We start from the raw sequence: 16,290 nt of genomic DNA, 5'->3' as shown, positions 1-16,290 counted from the left end.
CGGTTATTTTTTATTTATGGCTAACTATCCGTTTTCTTTTTATCTGGTACAACAACGCCCCCGCTTCCGTAATAAGTAGGCACTTCACCTTGAACAATGCGCGTCGCAATCGGAATGTTTTGCTTCACCGTAATTTCCTTCGTGCGTAACGGAATCATAACTTGTAACGTCACTTCCACTTCCATAATAATTTTAATCGCTGTATTATTAATTCCTTGCGGCTCAACTAGCTGTTTAATATCCGTGTTCACATGACCAATTGGTGTAAAATTAATCGGAATATCTGGTCCTATATTACCAAGAAGCGCATTATCGGTTATACGTCCAAAAGGAACTGACATAGATACCCCATTCTCTTCAAAAATACCAAGTGCTTTCGTATCCCCTTTTTCTACTTGTTGTAAATATTTCTCTATGTATGCAGTCGTCGATGTTAATATTTCATTTACTTGTTTGGTATTTAAATCAATTGTAGCTACTTTCCCGTTCCTATCCGTTTGTACTTTCATTAATGAATCTACATCAAACCCTTCATTAATTCGGTCTTTTACCGCTTTCGTCATAACTGCTGTCGCCATTTTATGCGTCTCCGTTTCCCCATACTTAATTAACGTTGGTTGAAGACTTTTATTTACAATCCATAATCCTTGAACTACCATTACGATAAAAATGATAAACGAAATAAGCAGTATATACCGAAAGGAAATCGGTCCCCTTCGAAACCGCGAATTTTTCGAACGAAATATGCTCATAAGAAAACCCTCCTTCTTATATTATTTCTATGCAAGAAAGAGGGACGATATATGCTTATCTCATTTTTAATAGTGCATCTTTTCCGATTGTGCCTACCGGAATGCCTAAAGCTTCGGCTTCAATTGTTACTGATTCCAGAGGTGCTTCAAGAAGTTGTTCAATCGTTCTTACACCAACCGCACGGCCAGCAATAATTCCTCGATCACCTAACTTCTCATTTAGAAGACCTACATCTAAAGCACCGCACATAATATATCCTTTATCGCTCATTACAGCTAGCAAATTTGTCTTCGGAAGTTTTACGCTAACAGCAATGAACGTATAGTTATCAATTATAATTGGCTCTACATTAACCATAGTTCACACTCCTCTCTTTCTTATCTGTATGACAAGAGAAAAATGAGTGTTACAAGTTAACTAGCCTATAGTTTGATGGAAGATGTATAAGTTATCAACATGTCTGTTAGTACATCTCTAAGTAGTTCTGGCATATAGTATTGTTTGTTAGAAAGTGTGGATAGCTCTGGGTATAAGTATCCAAATGTAAACATATCAATTGTTCCTACCGTATATATCCGGTCTAATTCCAGCGATTCGCCGTTAATCAATACATCTTCCAGTAAAATCTTATTCCCTGGAATCGTATCTGGAATCACTTCTAAACCATCGTAAATCATTTTCCCCATTACTTTTCCACGAAATCCGAATCCTTTCACCTCAAGATTCTCCATATTTGGGCGGCGTGCTTTCAAAATCACTTCTCTTAATATCTTTCCCGGCACTTTCAACGCACACGGATTAATTGGGTGTGGACAAATTCTGTGAATATCTCCGCGCGTCACAACACCTTCATTTAATCCCTCAAGTAGTACACCAGCGTTCACCATTCCAATATCTGCATTACACCACTCTTTAAGCGCACTTGCCAACATATGAGAAAACGTCGTCTCCTTAAACCAATCAACCGGCAATGAGTCTTTTAAATGAACAACAGGCTCAGCCATTATCAGTTTACTTTCTTCCTTTAGCATTTCAATTGTGGATAACGGCTCGCTATAAGCACCTAACCGCTCTGTCTTAATCGCTCTACCGTCCTTTTTCAACAGTCTCTTCGTCTCTTTATCCACAGTAAGCTGCACATGCCCAACGTAACGGCCCCACTTTTCACAACAACAAAGTAAAGTATTATTCATAAGAACACCGCGCTCAAATAAATGATGCGTATGTGCCCCTAAAATAACATCTATATCATAATGCTCCGCCATATACTCATCCATACTTTTTCCAAGATGAGAAAGCACAACAGTAATATGAGCTGTATCCTTAACTTCTTCTAAAATCGACTCTAAATGGATGATTGGATCTTCAATATGCCAATCTAACATATGATAAAACTCTGGATAAGCTACCGTTAATCCAATAAAGGCAATCGTAATCCCATCTGTCGTTGTATGTAATTTATAAGGCTTCGCCCACGCCGGACGTACACCCTCTTGTTCAAATAAATTCGCTACAAGCACCTCAAAACCAGCATCATCATATAGACGATTCAAATGCTCTTTCGCCAATGTAATTCCTTCATTATTTCCGATCGTTACATAATCATATAACGCCTCATTTAATAATTTTGTATTCCCAAGTCCATTTGTCGCCTCCGAAATACTATGAAAACGATCCACATGATCGCCAATATCCACAGTTAAAACAGTCTCTCCTGCTTCCTGTCTTCGCTTTTTCTCCCCTTGTACAAACCGAGAAATTTGCGGCCAATTTTCAAAATGACTATGTATATCGTTTGTATGATAAAGGTGGATGATTGTTTCTTTATTTATATTCAGAGAAAAAACCTCCTCTCAGTTCCTTACTGCCATTTACGCTACACGTACGCAATAATCCTGTAAATACTTTTCGTCTTTTCTTGCTATTTTACATTGTACTCGCATTATAAGAAAAAGCCAAAGATTGCCCTTTTTATATGAGAAACTTTATTTTTTCTAGTCTGTGGATTCTTTGCTGGGTTTGTCAGTATCTTAGCCTCAATTACTTCTTGTTGATCGCCTTATATATAAGTGCTTCTCTCCCATTTGAATGTTGAGGGGTATATTCCCCTCTCCGCGATGTCGTAATTTGTTGATAAGTCGATATTCCTTGTCGAAACGTCGATATATTTGAAAAATCGCTGATATATTCCAAGTTGTGGTCGATATATTTGAAAAATCGCCGATATATTTTAATCAATACTAGATGGGGTATCATCCTACACACATACCTTGTAACACGACATATGTCGTGTTACAATCTCACCATAAGGTGGTGAACCATAAAATGGATAAAGAGATATTAAAAGGAAGTATTGATATTTTACTTCTCTCCATCATTACACAGCACGATACGTACGGATATGAAATTATTCAAAGGCTAAAAGAAAACAGCAATGATCTATACACAATGAGCCAAGGTACACTCTATCCAGCACTCAAACGTTTGGAACAAAAGGATTTAATAAATTCCTACTGGGGTGAATCTGAAACTGGTATGAAACGAAAATTTTATCGCATTACTACGAACGGAAAGAAAATTTTAGAAGAAAAACTAACAGCGTGGGATTCAGTTACAGCTCTTATTAAAACTTGCCAGAAAGGAGCTTTAAATTAATGACGATTGAAGAATACATAAAGAGTATTGTTCAAAAAACAAACCTATCGCAATCTGAGAGAGACGAACTATACTTCGAAATTTATGATCATCTTACAAGCTTAAAGCAAGAATTTCTCGATCAAGGAAAATCTGAAGAAGAAGCTACTACATTAGCTATTCAAAGTTTTGGAGAGGCCTCTACTTTAGGAACTGAAATTGAAAAAGCGATGCAATCTTCCACGCAAAAATATGCACAGTGGATTGGCTGGGGATTATTTTTACCGTATTCTTTTGTTTTATTATTTAAACTGTTGCTCGGGAGGCCAGCCGTTTACTTTGATAGTCTGAAGTACTTCTTTGAAACAGGCGACTGGTACTTTATACACGGCGGATTAATAAACTTAGTTCCGCTCAAAAGTACAATCCGCTATTTAAATGGATTCGATCTAACACATCTACTAGATCCTTATAATATAGACATCGTACTTATGAATACATTAGGAAACGTCATCATATTCATCCCATTCGGATTCCTTCTACCTTTATTATTTAAACAAATAAACAATGTAAAAATGGCATCCAAAATTTTTATTAAGTTTATTTTATTAATCGAATCGTTACAACTTCTTACTTTTAGTGGTATTTTCGATATTGATGACATCATATTGAATATGCTAGGTGCTTTAATTGGGTATGGTTCTTTTATTGGGATGAGGTATATTTGGGAACGTGTTAAGTCTGTGGATAAGGTCGATATGATTTAGATCTTGGGTATATGGCCCTCTCTTCACGTACTAATTTGTTGATAGGTCAATATATTTAGCTGAACACCACTTGGGTATCCCCGTCCCAGACACACAACATAAAAAAGCGCCCTGCACAGCAGGGCGCTTTCACTTTTATCTATTAGCCGATAGAACCTTCCATCTCAAACTTGATTAGGCGGTTCATTTCAACTGCGTATTCCATTGGAAGTTCGCGAGTGAATGGCTCGATGAAGCCCATTACGATCATTTCTGTAGCTTCTTGCTCAGAAATACCGCGGCTCATTAGGTAGAATAATTGTTCTTCTGATACTTTCGATACTTTCGCTTCATGCTCAAGTGAAACGTAATCGTTTTTGATTTCGTTGTAAGGAATTGTATCAGATGTAGATTGGTTATCCATGATTAACGTGTCACACTCGATGTTAGAACGAGAGTTTTTCGCTTTTGGTCCGAATTGTACGATACCACGGTAAGTTACTTTACCACCATGCTTCGCAATCGATTTAGAAACGATTGTTGAAGATGTGTTTGGTGCTAAGTGAATCATTTTCGCACCAGCATCTTGGTGTTGGCCTTTACCAGCAATCGCGATAGATAATGTTAAACCACGAGCGCCTTCGCCTTTTAAGATAACTGCTGGGTATTTCATCGTTAATTTAGATCCGATGTTACCATCAATCCATTCCATCGTTGCGTTTTCTTCACAAACCGCACGTTTTGTAACTAGGTTGTATACGTTGTTCGCCCAGTTTTGGATTGTTGTATAACGGCAATATGCATCTTTTTTAATGATGATTTCTACTACCGCACTGTGAAGTGAGTTAGTCGTGTAAACAGGTGCTGTACAACCTTCTACGTAGTGTACGTGTGCGCCTTCGTCTACGATGATAAGCGTACGCTCGAATTGTCCCATATTTTCAGAGTTAATACGGAAATACGCTTGAAGTGGTGTATCAACTTTAATACCTTTTGGAACGTAGATGAATGATCCACCAGACCAAACTGCAGAGTTTAATGCAGAGAATTTGTTGTCTGTTGGTGGGATTACTTTTCCGAAATGCTCACGGAAAATATCTTCGTTCTCTTTTAATGCGCTATCTGTATCTTTGAAGACGATTCCTAGAGCTTCTAGGTCTTCTTTCATGTTGTGGTATACAACTTCAGATTCGTACTGTGCAGATACACCAGCTAAATATTTTTGCTCAGCTTCAGGAATACCTAATTTATCAAATGTCGCTTTAATTTCCTCAGGTACTTCATCCCAAGACTTCTCAGATTTCTCAGATGGTTTTACGTAGTACGTAATTTCATCGAAATCTAAGTCGTTTAAGTCGCCGCCCCATTGTGGCATTGGCATTTCATAGAACTTATCCAGTGATTTTAAACGGAAGTCTAACATCCACTGTGGTTCTTCTTTCATACGTGAAATCTCTTCAACGATTTCTTTTGTTAAACCGCGTCCAGCACGGAAAATCGAAACGTCTTTGTCTTTGAAACCATATTTATAATCGCCGATATCTGGCAGTTGCTTCGCCATGTTGGTGTGTCCCTCCTTAGATAACCTCGTTTTTAGGAACCTTTAACATTACTTATCTTCGTTTAAGCCCTTTTCTAACGCTTTCCACGCTAATGTTGCACATTTAATACGTGCAGGGAACTTGCATACGCCTTGTAATGCTTCAATATCTCCTAAATCAATGCTGTCATCGTACTCTTTTCCTAGCATCATGTCAGAGAAAATTTTCGAAAGCTGAAGTGCTTCTTCAATTTTCTTTCCTTTTACTGCTTGTGTCATCATTGAAGCTGAAGACATTGAGATGGAACATCCTTCTCCTTCAAACTTCGCCTCTTGTACAATACCCTCTTCTACTTTCATCGTAAGTTGAATACGATCGCCGCAAGTTGGATTGTTCAAGTTAACGGTAACACTATCTTCTAGCACGCCATGGTTACGAGGATTTTTATAATGATCCATAATAACTTGACGATATAACGTATCTAAATTATTAAATGACATTTGTGAAATACTCCTTTGTCTTGATTAGCGATTCAACAAATGTATCAATTTCTTCTTGTGTATTATATAAATAGAAGCTCGCACGTGCTGTAGAAGAAGCTTTTAGCCACTTCATAAGCGGCTGTGCACAGTGGTGTCCTGCGCGAACCGCAATGCCTTCCACATCTAATACTGTCGCTACATCGTGAGGATGTACGTCTTCAATATTAAATGTAACTAGACCAGCGCGATGCTTTGGACCATAAATTGTAACGCCATCTACTTCTGATAGTCTTTCTAAAGCGTATTGCGCTAATTCATGTTCATGCTTTTCAATATTATGAAGACCGATTTCTTCTAGGAAATCAATTGCCGCACCAAGTCCAATCGCATTACCGATAATCGGTGTACCTGCTTCAAACTTCCACGGAAGCTCTTTCCAAGTAGATTCTTGTAAATCTACGAAATCAATCATTTCACCGCCAAATTCAATTGGCTCCATATTGTTTAGCAATTCTTTCTTACCATATAATACGCCGATACCTGTAGGTCCGCACATCTTATGAGCAGATAATGCGTAGAAATCACAGTTTAAATCTTGTACATCCACTTTCATGTGAGGTGTACTTTGTGCACCATCAACGACCATAATTGCTCCGTTTTCGTGTGCGATTGCTCCGATTTCTTTTACAGGGTTAATCGTTCCAAGTACGTTTGATACTTGCATAATAGAAACGATTTTTGTATTCGGTGTAACAGTTTGACGAACATCTTCTAAAGAAATTGTACCGTCTGGTTGAAGCGGAAGGTATTTCAAAGTTGCGCCAGTTTTCTTCGCAACTTGTTGCCACGGAATGATGTTACTATGGTGTTCCATGTAAGAAATAACGATTTCATCGCCTTCTTTTACATTTTCAAGACCATAGCTAGCTGCTACTGTATTTAATGCAGTTGTCGTTCCGCGCGTGAAAATAATCTCTTCCATTGATTTCGCATTAATAAACTTGCGAACTTTCTCACGTGCACCTTCATACGCGTCGGTAGCTTTCGTACCGAGCGTATGAACACCGCGATGCACGTTAGAATTATATTCTTTATAGTAACGTTCTAACGTTTCAATGACTTGAATTGGTTTTTGAGAAGTTGCTGCACTATCGAAATAAACAAGTTGTTTGCCGTTCACTTTTTGATCAAGAATTGGAAACTGTTTGCGTATTTCATGAATATTCATTAGCGAACTTTCCTTTCAATTACCTCAACAAGCTGTGCTTTTACTCCTTCAATTGGAAGCTCATTTACTACAGGTGCTAAGAATCCATGGATGACTAAACGTTCTGCTTCGCGTTTTGGAATACCACGGCTCATCAAGTAGTATAATTGGTACGGATCTACGCGGCCTACTGAAGCTGCGTGACCTGCCATTACATCATCTTCGTCAATTAAAAGAATTGGGTTTGCATCCCCGCGAGCTTTCTCGTCTAACATAAGAACGCGAGAAGATTGTTGTGCATTTGATTTAGATGCACCGTGTTCAATCTTACCAATTCCGTTAAAGATAGATGTTGCACTATCTTTTTGTACACCGTGTTTTAAGATCCAACCTTCAGAGTGTTTACCGAAGTGAACAACTTTAGTTGTAAAGTTTTGTGTTTGGTTACCACGACCAATTGTTACTGTTTTTGTATCAGCATATGATCCGTCGCCCATTAAGTTCGTAACGTTCTCTGAGATTGTGTTTCCGTCATTCATAAGACCTAGAGCCCAATCAATACGGCCGTCGCGTCCGACAACACCGCGGCGGTTAACGTAAGTTGTTACGTCTTTTGCTAATAGATCAACCGCACCGAATTTCACTTGTGCGCCTTGTTCCACGATTACTTCTGCTACGATATTTGCAATACCTTTAGCATTTTCATTTGCAACGTAGTTTTCTACATAAGTTGCAGTACTGTTCGCATCAGCTACGAATAATACGTGGTTATATACGTTAGCTTCTTCGCCGTCTACTAAGAATACAGCTTGAAGTGGAGTTTCAAGAACAACGTTTTTCGGAACATATACGAATGCACCGCCGTTGATTAATGCAGCATGAAGCGCAGTTAGACGATGCTCGTCTACTTTCACGCCGTCTTTCATTAAGTACTTTTGTACTAATTCAGCATGCTCTGTTGCAGCTGTTATGATGTCTGTAAAAATAACACCTTTTTCTTTTGCTTCGTCTGCTAAAGAAACGAACGCAGTTGTACCAGTACGTTGCACTAATACGCTGTTATTTTCATCGATTAAGTTTTTCACTGCTTCTGGAAGCTCTGTTAAAGAACTTACAGGCTCTTGCTTAGCAGCGTCGCCTTTTCCGATAAAGTCCCATTTTTCAATTTTCGTTTTATCAGGCGTTGGCATTGGAAGTTCAGTTGCTTGTGCAAGAGCTTGTAAGCGGAACTCAGTCAACCAAGCAGCTTCGTTTACTTCGCTTGCGCGCTGACGGATTGTTTCTTGATCGAAAGGTAATGTACCGATTGTCATGTTTATGCTCCTCTCTTACGCTTCTTGCTCTGCTGTTTCGTCTTCAATACCTAATTCTTTTTTAATCCAGTCGTAACCTTCAGCTTCTAGACGTTGTGCAAGCTCAGGGCCACCAGATTTAACGATACGACCGTTCATCATAACGTGAACGAAGTCTGGAGTGATGTAGTTTAATAAACGTTGGTAATGCGTAATCATTAGGCAACCGAACTCTTCGCCGCGCATTTGGTTAATACCTTTAGATACAACTTTTAATGCATCGATATCAAGACCTGAGTCGATTTCGTCTAAGATTGCGATTTTTGGCTCAATCATCATTAATTGAAGAATTTCGTTACGTTTTTTCTCTCCACCAGAGAAACCTTCGTTTAAGTAACGTTGTGCCATTTCTGGATCCATTTCTAGGAATTCCATGTTTTTATCTAAAGTACGGATGAATTTCATAAGAGAAATTTCATCGCCTTCTTCACGACGTGCATTAATTGCAGAACGTAAGAAGTCAGCGTTTGTTACTCCGCTAATTTCACTTGGATATTGCATTGCTAGGAATAGACCTGCTTGTGCGCGCTCGTCTACTTCCATTTCTAATACATCTTCACCGTCGATGATGATGCTACCTTCTGTTACTTCATACTTTGGGTGACCCATAATTGCAGAAGATAAAGTTGATTTACCTGTTCCGTTAGGTCCCATAATTGCGTGGATTTCTCCACCTTTTACTTCAAGGTTTACACCCTTTAAAATTTCTTTGCCATCAATTGATACATGTAAGTCTTTAACCGTTAATGTAGAACCAGCCATCTCAATACCTCCATTAATCCTATATATACATTTTAAAAATTACTAAAACGTTCATATTCTCATTTTATTCTCATTCTAATCTTATATCAAATAAAATGATATCGCAAACGCTGAAAAAATGTAACAATTTTTTCACAAATGTATATAAGTATTTCCCTTGCATCCTTATATGATACACTTTTCTTCTTATATATATAAAGAAAAAAGGACTGGGAATTTCCCAATCCTTTCCTGCACTTATTCATTTACTGGAAGTACAGCACCTTTATATTCTTTATTGATAAAGTCTTGAATTTCTTTTGAATGCAATACGTCTACTAACTCTTTAATTTCTTTTTTCTTCTCGTCACCTTTACGAACTGCAATAATATTTGCATAAGGAGAGTCTGATCCTTCAATTGCAATTGCATCCTTTGTTGGATTTAATTTCGCATCAATTGCGTAGTTTGAATTAATAAATAAAGCATCACCCTCATTATTTTCATACAGCTTCGGTGAAAGTCCAGGTTCTACATCTGTTTTAAACTTTAAGTTTTTCGGATTTTCCACAACATCTTTTACTGTTGCTTTAACAACATCTACACCGTCTTTTAATTTAATAACGCCGCCTTTTTGCAATAGTGCTAACATACGTCCGCGCTCTGCAACGTTATTACTCATAATAACTGTTCCGCCATCTGGTAAATCTTTTAAGCTTTTATATTTTTTAGAGTAAATGCCCATTGGTTCTAAATGAATTTTTCCTGCGTTTACAATTTCATATCCTTTTTCCTGAATTTCTTTATCTAAATACGGAATGTGCTGGAAGTAGTTTGCATCAATTTCTTTATCCGCTAACGCTTTATTCGGCAACACATAATCTTGGAACTTTTTAATCTCTAATTTAATACCCTTTTTCTCTAATATCGGCTGTGCTTTCTCTAAAATAACAGCGTGCGGCACGTTAGAAGCTCCAACAACAAGCTTATTTTCCTCTTTCCCCCCGCAGGCAGCTAATGTAAATACAGACAGTGCTGTAACAACTGACAATATAATTTTTTTCATATGATGTCCCCTTCTCCCGTATAGTTATGTAGTTATAAAAAGGGCCGGCGTACACCAGCCCTTTTCAGCAATTATTCTTTTACAGGAACAACTGCCCCTTTATATTCTTTATTAATAAAGTCTTCAATTTCTTTAGAATGCAGCACTTCTACAAGAGCTTTAATCTCTTTTTTATCTTTATCACCTTTACGAACAGCTACTACGTTTGCGTATGGAGAATCATTTCCTTCAATTGCAATCGCATCTTTTTCTGGGTTTAATTTCGCATCAATTGCATAGTTAGAGTTAATTAGAACAGCGTCGCCTTCTTTATTGTTATACACTTGTGGTAATAAACCAGGCTCGATATCCGTTTTAAATTTTAGATTTTTCGGATTATCTGCAATATCTTTCGGAGTCGCTTTAACTGGATCTACTCCGTCTTTAATTTTTAAAATGCCTTCTTTTTGTAAAATTGCTAAACCACGTCCATGGTCAGCAACAGAATTACTCATAATAATTGTTGCCCCATCTGGAAGCTCTTTTAAGCTCTTATATTTTTGAGAGTATACACCAATCGGTTCTAAGTGAATTTTTCCTGCTATTTCAAAATCATATTTTTTATCTTTAATTTCTTTTTCTAAATACGGAATGTGCTGGAAGTAGTTTGCATCAATTTCTTTATCCGCTAACGCTTTATTCGGTAACACGTAGTCTTGGAATTTTTTAATTTCTAATTCAATTCCTTTTTTCTCAAGTAAAGGTTTTGCCTTTTCTAAAATAACAGCGTGCGGTACGTTAGAAGCACCAACAACAAGTTTCTTTTCATCTTTATCTTTCCCACCACAAGCAGCTAACCCAAAAATTGAAGTTGAAATAAGTGCCGTAAGTAATAATTTTTTCATTTTAAATACCCCCATTTTCATTATCTTTTATCTATTCGAGTCGTTACACTATCACCAATCCACTGAATGAAAAATACAACTAGTAATACACAAATTGTCGCAACGATTGTTACATCGTTATTTCCTCGCTGGAACCCTTCTAAATAAGCAAGTGTTCCAAGGCCACCAGCACCAACAACTCCCGCCATTGCTGTATAACCTACTAAAGCAATTGTCGTTACCGTAATACCCGATACTAACGCTGGTAACGCCTCTGGAATTAACACTTTCAAAATAATTGTGCTTGTTTTTGCCCCCATCGCTTTTGAAGCTTCAATTACGCCTTTATCAATTTCACGAAGTGCGATTTCAACCATTCTCGCGTAAAATGGTGCCGCTCCAATAATTAAAGCTGGCAGCGCTGCACTCGCTCCAAGTATTGTTCCAAGAAGAATCTTTGTGAACGGGATTAATAAAATAATTAAAATGATGAACGGTATCGAACGGAAAATGTTTACGAACGCTCCAATCACCGTATTAATTGCTTTGTTTTCCCATAAATTATCTTTCGCTGTCATAAAGAGTAATAGTCCTAAAATAAGTCCTAAAACAAATGTGGCAAGCGCTGCGATTGCCGTCATATATAACGTTTCACCAGTCGCTTCTAGCATTTGATTCCAATCAACATTTGCGATTAACTTATCCATGCGCAATCACCTCCAGCTCTACTTGATCTTGATGAATCCCTTCTATTGCTTGCTGGATTGCTGTTTCCTCACCATTTAAATGAACGACTAAACTACCGTAAGAACCGTTATTCGTTTGTGCGATATTTCCTTGCAAAATGCTAACTTCTATATCACTGCGTTGCATTAATCTTTGAAGAACCGGCCTTTCTACAGCCTCACCGATAAACTGCAAGCGAATTACTTTTCCATCTGGGTATTTTTCAATTAAGCTTTCAATCGTTTCATTTGTATCTTCAGAATCAGTTAACTGTTGTACAAATCGTTTTGTAATGTCTTGCTGTGGATTACGAAATACATCAAGTACAGGACCACTTTCTACAATCTTTCCTTGCTCCATTACCGCAACACGATTACAAATCTTCCGAATCACGTGCATCTCATGTGTAATTAATACAATTGTTAAGCCTAGACGCTTATTAATATCTAATAATAAATCTAAAATTTGATCCGTCGTTTCTGGATCAAGAGCTGACGTTGCTTCATCACATAAAAGTACTTGTGGATTATTTGCTAACGCTCTTGCAATCCCAACGCGCTGCTTTTGTCCACCACTTAACTGAGATGGATATGCGTCTCCTCTTCCTTCTAATCCAACGAGATGAATTAACTCATCAACACGTTTTCTTCTCTTCGCCTTATCCACACCCGCAATTTCAAGTGGGAATTCGATATTTTCGCGTACAGTTCGTGACCAAAGTAAGTTGAAGTGCTGAAAAATCATTCCGATTTCTTGTCTTGCCTTACGAAGTTCACTTCCTGTAATTGCTGAAATGACACGATTTGCGATTGTAATTTGACCAGACGTTGGTTTCTCTAACTGATTAAACAATCTAATTAAAGAACTTTTCCCAGCGCCACTATATCCGATAACACCAAATATTTCGCCTTTCTCTATTTGTAAGTTGGCGTTATCTACAGCAGTGACATCACCGCTTTTTGATTTATATATTTTCTTTACATTTTCTAATAAGATCATGATGTTCACCCCTTTTTTGTTTAAAAAGCGCAAGCGGCTCGTTTAGAATGTAAAGTGGATGGAGCTTCTGACGTAGAGGCGTTTCTTGCCTCATAGGAAGAAGCGAAGCCATCGAACATTCTAGCCGCTGGAGCTGGATTTCATAAAACTTTGGATAGACTCCGCAATTTTTTATTTTTGATGCAGGTTCTACCGTTATCACTACTTTTATTATTTGAATGTCCGCCACATTCAAACAACAAAAAAACCTTTCCGCTTTAGAGAAGCAGAAAGGTTTATATGCGTATATAACAACATTATCCCTCTCTCTCATCTCTCAAAGCATTTGCTTTGCAGGAATTGGCACCATTTCAACATAAGTTGACGGTTGCCGGGCTTCACAGGGCACAGTCCCTCCACCTCTCTTGATAAGAGAAATCAGATTAAATTTTCGTCTGATTTGAAATTTATTAAATTGTCTATATTTTATGAATTGAATTGTATCAATATCCATACGGCATGTCAACAGAAATTTTCGTAAAAAAAGAAACTTCAGACTTTTAAGCACCCACTGACATCGGCTTACATATATGAAACATTGATTCAACTAATAGCATCGTTCGATACGTTCCCGAATACTGTACACGTCCATCGTTCATTAACATTTGCAATCTTACATTGCCGTTCACCAATTGTTTTACATCTTCTTCATCTACACAAACAATTTGCTCCGTTCCTCTTTCCTCATGTAGCAGCTCTATATAATCTCTTGAAATTTGTAACGAACAACTTTCATCTCCAAAGCGGAAATTAACAGTTTTTTCTCCTTGTCTTAAAAGCGGTTCTAAATGATATTGACCATTAGCATAATTTACAAATGATTGCAGCAAAGAATATAATTTCACCCTAAATCACATCCTTCATATCACTTTCTATTACACATACCATTCCCTCTCACTAAAGAGCAATCCTGTTACTTTCGCTCGACAAATACTGTAACCACCCTGCATCTCGACATATTTCCCAAGAAATATGTCGAGGCGGCAAAAACTTTGCCGCCTACTTTAATTCCGTATATAAATATTCAACCGAATGAAATGCATATATCTTCTTCATGAGTGTCCCATTTTCAAAAACAAGTAAACACGGTACACTTTCGATTCCATACTCTTTCGCTAAATGCGGAGCATAATTTAAATCTAACATTCCAATTTTCAACTCTTCAATTGTCATCTCAACGACTGTTAACATCTTTTTTGCTAATTGGCATGTTCCACACATTGGTGTATATACATATAGCACTGTTTTTTCTTCGTTTTCTATTAGGGCTGTAGCTTCGGTACCTGTCCAGTCAATCACTTCTATCATTCCTTACCGTAAATATTCTGTATAAACGTCAATGTCAGCTCCCCATAATACATTTGCTAAGTGTGAAGATGGCGCAGTTGCCACTTCTCGGTACGAGCGATCAATATAAATATGCTCTGCTTGCGGAAATTCCTTTCGAAATTGTTTCCTTAACTTTTCTCCAGCATCATCAGCATCCACTAGTACATACACTTCCTTATCAAAAAACTGATCAATGAGCTCATCCATTTTCGACAAACCAATTGTACCATTTGTACAAACAATTTCCACCGGTTCACGAATAATAGATTCAATCTTTCTTCTATCTGATTTACCTTCTACAATAATGACTTTTTCCACATAAATCATATGTCATCACCCGATCACCATATACTATACAACCTTTAACTTAGTATATAGTATATTCGTTATTTTCATGTTGTTTCCTGTTTATTTTTGCAAAAGAAAAGCGGAGCCGACTGTTCAGCCCTGTTGGCTAAGGTTCTTTCGCACAGAAGACGCTTTTTGTCTTCTCGTGCGGAAGGTTCTTAGACATGAAGGGCTAGGAGGTGGAGCTAGACAAAGAAAAGCGCAAGCGGCTCGTTCAGAACAAGAGGGCACCCGAACTCCTGAACTAGAGGCGCTTTTTGCCTCAAGTGAAGGAGTGAAATGACCGACTGTTTTAGCCGCTGGAGCTAAACAATAAAAAGCAGAACCCGCTCAATCAACATGAAACATCTGCGAAAAAGTTTTTCAAAAATCTTCTCCTATATGATAATTAATATATATGTGCTTTCAAATTCATTATGTAACACAACATAAAAAAGGACAGCACAAAGGCTGTCCTTCAGTCGACTATAATTAGTCTTGGTTTGTCATTTCTGCATATTTTTCTGCAGTTAATAACTTCTCAACTTGGCTTGCATCAGAAAGTTCAACTTTAACCATCCATGCACCCTCGTATGGAGATTCGTTAACAAGTTCTGGTTGGTCACTTAATTCTTCGTTTACTGCTACAACTTTACCACTTACAGGTGCGTATAACTCAGAAACTGTTTTAACAGATTCTACGCTTCCGAATGGCTCGCCAGCTTCAATTGTTGCACCTACTTCAGGAAGTTCAACGAATACGATATCGCCTAGCTCACCTTGTGCAAAGTGAGTAATACCGATAACAACCGCATTACCTTCTGTTTTTACCCATTCGTGTTCTTCAGAGTAACGTAAATTATTTGGAATGCTCATGACTGTACCTCCAGTGAATGTATTAATTATGTAAAAATACCTTATTGGTACTTTTTCCACACACTTTCAAACTGCTCTTCGTTAAAACCAAGTGTTACACTCGTTCCATTTGTTACAATTGGACGTTTAATTAACATGCCATCAGATGCTAAAAGCTCGTACATTTCGTCTTCGCTTGCATCCTTTAACTTATCTTTTAAACCAAGTTCGCGGTAACGCATTCCACTTGTATTAAAGAATTTTTTTAATGGCAATTCACTTTTCTCATGTAAATTACGTAAATCTTCTTTTGATGGTGGATTTTCAACAATATGAATCATCTCATATGCTACATCGTTTGCCTCAAACCATTTCTTTGCTTTTTGACATGTGCCACACTTTGGATATGAATAAAATGTTACTGTCATAAATTCACCTACTTTTTTACTAACCTTTACCTTTATCATATAGAAAACGTTTTATTATTTCAAACGATTATTCGCTAAACTTTTACTTATTTCGTTATAATTTTTAATAATCCTGCTAATTTTTCTTATTTTTCCGCCATTTATCAAGAAAAAATAAATATATAATTTTTTAAAAACTTTTTTCTCATCCCACGCCGAACATA

At 37.5% G+C, this 16,290-nt stretch carries 19 protein-coding genes and 1 riboswitch; of the genes, 2 read left to right on the top strand and 17 right to left on the bottom strand.

Annotation, left to right across the window (positions count from 1 at the left end; all coding sequences use genetic code 11):
- Positions 1–20: 20 nt before the first annotated feature.
- From yunB to JDS80_RS20740, 3 genes are all read right to left on the bottom strand, one after another.
- Complete coding sequence (gene yunB / locus JDS80_RS20750) at positions 21–752, bottom strand: sporulation protein YunB (RefSeq protein ID WP_199639881.1); 732 nt, start codon at positions 750–752, stop codon at positions 21–23.
- A 55-nt stretch (positions 753–807) separates the two neighbouring features.
- Complete coding sequence (locus JDS80_RS20745; protein ID WP_002112658.1) at positions 808–1,110, bottom strand: YunC family protein; 303 nt, start codon at positions 1,108–1,110, stop codon at positions 808–810.
- 65 nt (positions 1,111–1,175) lie between these two features.
- A complete protein-coding gene (locus JDS80_RS20740; protein WP_199639911.1) occupies positions 1,176–2,567 on the bottom strand; it encodes a 5'-nucleotidase C-terminal domain-containing protein in 1,392 nt (463 codons plus the stop codon).
- Positions 2,568–3,078: 511 nt separating this feature from the next.
- On the opposite strand from JDS80_RS20740, the gene JDS80_RS20735 reads away from it, so the two are divergent.
- Positions 3,079–3,408 carry a PadR family transcriptional regulator gene (locus tag JDS80_RS20735; RefSeq protein ID WP_000356639.1) on the top strand — a complete coding sequence of 110 codons (330 nt, stop codon included), beginning with the start codon at positions 3,079–3,081 and terminating at the stop codon, positions 3,406–3,408.
- Positions 3,408–4,154 (top strand): VanZ family protein, encoded by a 747-nt coding sequence (locus JDS80_RS20730; RefSeq protein WP_199639880.1) that lies wholly within the window; start codon positions 3,408–3,410, stop codon positions 4,152–4,154. Before JDS80_RS20735 ends, JDS80_RS20730 begins: the two co-directional genes overlap by 1 nt.
- A gap of 142 nt (positions 4,155–4,296) precedes the next feature.
- Here JDS80_RS20730 and sufB read toward each other — a convergent pair whose 3' ends face one another.
- The 14 genes from sufB to JDS80_RS20660 form a co-directional block, all read right to left on the bottom strand.
- Entirely contained in the window at positions 4,297–5,694 is a 1,398-nt protein-coding gene (gene sufB, locus JDS80_RS20725; protein WP_001118829.1) for a Fe-S cluster assembly protein SufB, read from the bottom strand.
- Between the two features lie 48 nt (positions 5,695–5,742).
- A complete protein-coding gene (gene sufU / locus JDS80_RS20720) occupies positions 5,743–6,174 on the bottom strand; it encodes a Fe-S cluster assembly sulfur transfer protein SufU (RefSeq protein WP_000009523.1) in 432 nt (143 codons plus the stop codon).
- Positions 6,164–7,384, bottom strand: coding sequence for a cysteine desulfurase SufS (gene sufS / locus JDS80_RS20715; protein WP_199639879.1), 1,221 nt, complete (start codon positions 7,382–7,384; stop codon positions 6,164–6,166). The genes sufU and sufS overlap by 11 nt, the downstream gene beginning before the upstream one ends.
- Positions 7,384–8,676 (bottom strand): Fe-S cluster assembly protein SufD, encoded by a 1,293-nt coding sequence (gene sufD, locus JDS80_RS20710; protein ID WP_071748145.1) that lies wholly within the window; start codon positions 8,674–8,676, stop codon positions 7,384–7,386. Before sufD ends, sufS begins: the two co-directional genes overlap by 1 nt.
- Positions 8,677–8,691: 15 nt before the next feature.
- Complete coding sequence (sufC, locus tag JDS80_RS20705; RefSeq protein WP_000929162.1) at positions 8,692–9,477, bottom strand: Fe-S cluster assembly ATPase SufC; 786 nt, start codon at positions 9,475–9,477, stop codon at positions 8,692–8,694.
- A 237-nt stretch (positions 9,478–9,714) separates the two neighbouring features.
- Positions 9,715–10,521: a methionine ABC transporter substrate-binding lipoprotein MetQ gene (gene metQ, locus JDS80_RS20700; RefSeq protein ID WP_071748144.1), complete on the bottom strand. Its 807-nt coding sequence runs from the start codon at positions 10,519–10,521 to the stop codon at positions 9,715–9,717.
- A gap of 71 nt (positions 10,522–10,592) precedes the next feature.
- The gene (gene metQ / locus JDS80_RS20695) at positions 10,593–11,405 is read right to left on the bottom strand and encodes a methionine ABC transporter substrate-binding lipoprotein MetQ (protein ID WP_071770925.1); all 813 of its coding nucleotides are present in this window, start codon (positions 11,403–11,405) and stop codon (positions 10,593–10,595) included.
- A gap of 20 nt (positions 11,406–11,425) precedes the next feature.
- The gene (locus JDS80_RS20690; protein ID WP_071770926.1) at positions 11,426–12,091 is read right to left on the bottom strand and encodes a methionine ABC transporter permease; all 666 of its coding nucleotides are present in this window, start codon (positions 12,089–12,091) and stop codon (positions 11,426–11,428) included.
- Positions 12,084–13,109 (bottom strand): methionine ABC transporter ATP-binding protein, encoded by a 1,026-nt coding sequence (locus JDS80_RS20685; protein WP_071770927.1) that lies wholly within the window; start codon positions 13,107–13,109, stop codon positions 12,084–12,086. Before JDS80_RS20685 ends, JDS80_RS20690 begins: the two co-directional genes overlap by 8 nt.
- A gap of 306 nt (positions 13,110–13,415) precedes the next feature.
- Positions 13,416–13,523: riboswitch (SAM riboswitch) on the bottom strand.
- A 125-nt stretch (positions 13,524–13,648) separates the two neighbouring features.
- On the bottom strand, positions 13,649–13,993 hold the full coding sequence (locus tag JDS80_RS20680) for a hypothetical protein (RefSeq protein ID WP_000781217.1): 345 nt from the start codon (positions 13,991–13,993) through the stop codon (positions 13,649–13,651).
- Between the two features lie 154 nt (positions 13,994–14,147).
- Entirely contained in the window at positions 14,148–14,456 is a 309-nt protein-coding gene (locus JDS80_RS20675; protein ID WP_083595962.1) for a thioredoxin family protein, read from the bottom strand.
- A gap of 3 nt (positions 14,457–14,459) precedes the next feature.
- The gene (locus JDS80_RS20670) at positions 14,460–14,804 is read right to left on the bottom strand and encodes a toprim domain-containing protein (RefSeq protein ID WP_000640866.1); all 345 of its coding nucleotides are present in this window, start codon (positions 14,802–14,804) and stop codon (positions 14,460–14,462) included.
- A gap of 492 nt (positions 14,805–15,296) precedes the next feature.
- Complete coding sequence (gene gcvH / locus JDS80_RS20665; protein WP_071748138.1) at positions 15,297–15,680, bottom strand: glycine cleavage system protein GcvH; 384 nt, start codon at positions 15,678–15,680, stop codon at positions 15,297–15,299.
- A gap of 41 nt (positions 15,681–15,721) precedes the next feature.
- Positions 15,722–16,087 carry an arsenate reductase family protein gene (locus tag JDS80_RS20660; RefSeq protein ID WP_000218970.1) on the bottom strand — a complete coding sequence of 122 codons (366 nt, stop codon included), beginning with the start codon at positions 16,085–16,087 and terminating at the stop codon, positions 15,722–15,724.
- Positions 16,088–16,290 lie beyond the last annotated feature (203 nt).

Origin of the sequence: Bacillus cereus group sp. N8 (genome assembly GCF_016483685.1) — a bacterium.
Taxonomy (GTDB): domain Bacteria; phylum Bacillota; class Bacilli; order Bacillales; family Bacillaceae_G; genus Bacillus_A; species Bacillus_A proteolyticus.
This window is presented reverse-complemented; position numbering and strand designations above follow the sequence as displayed.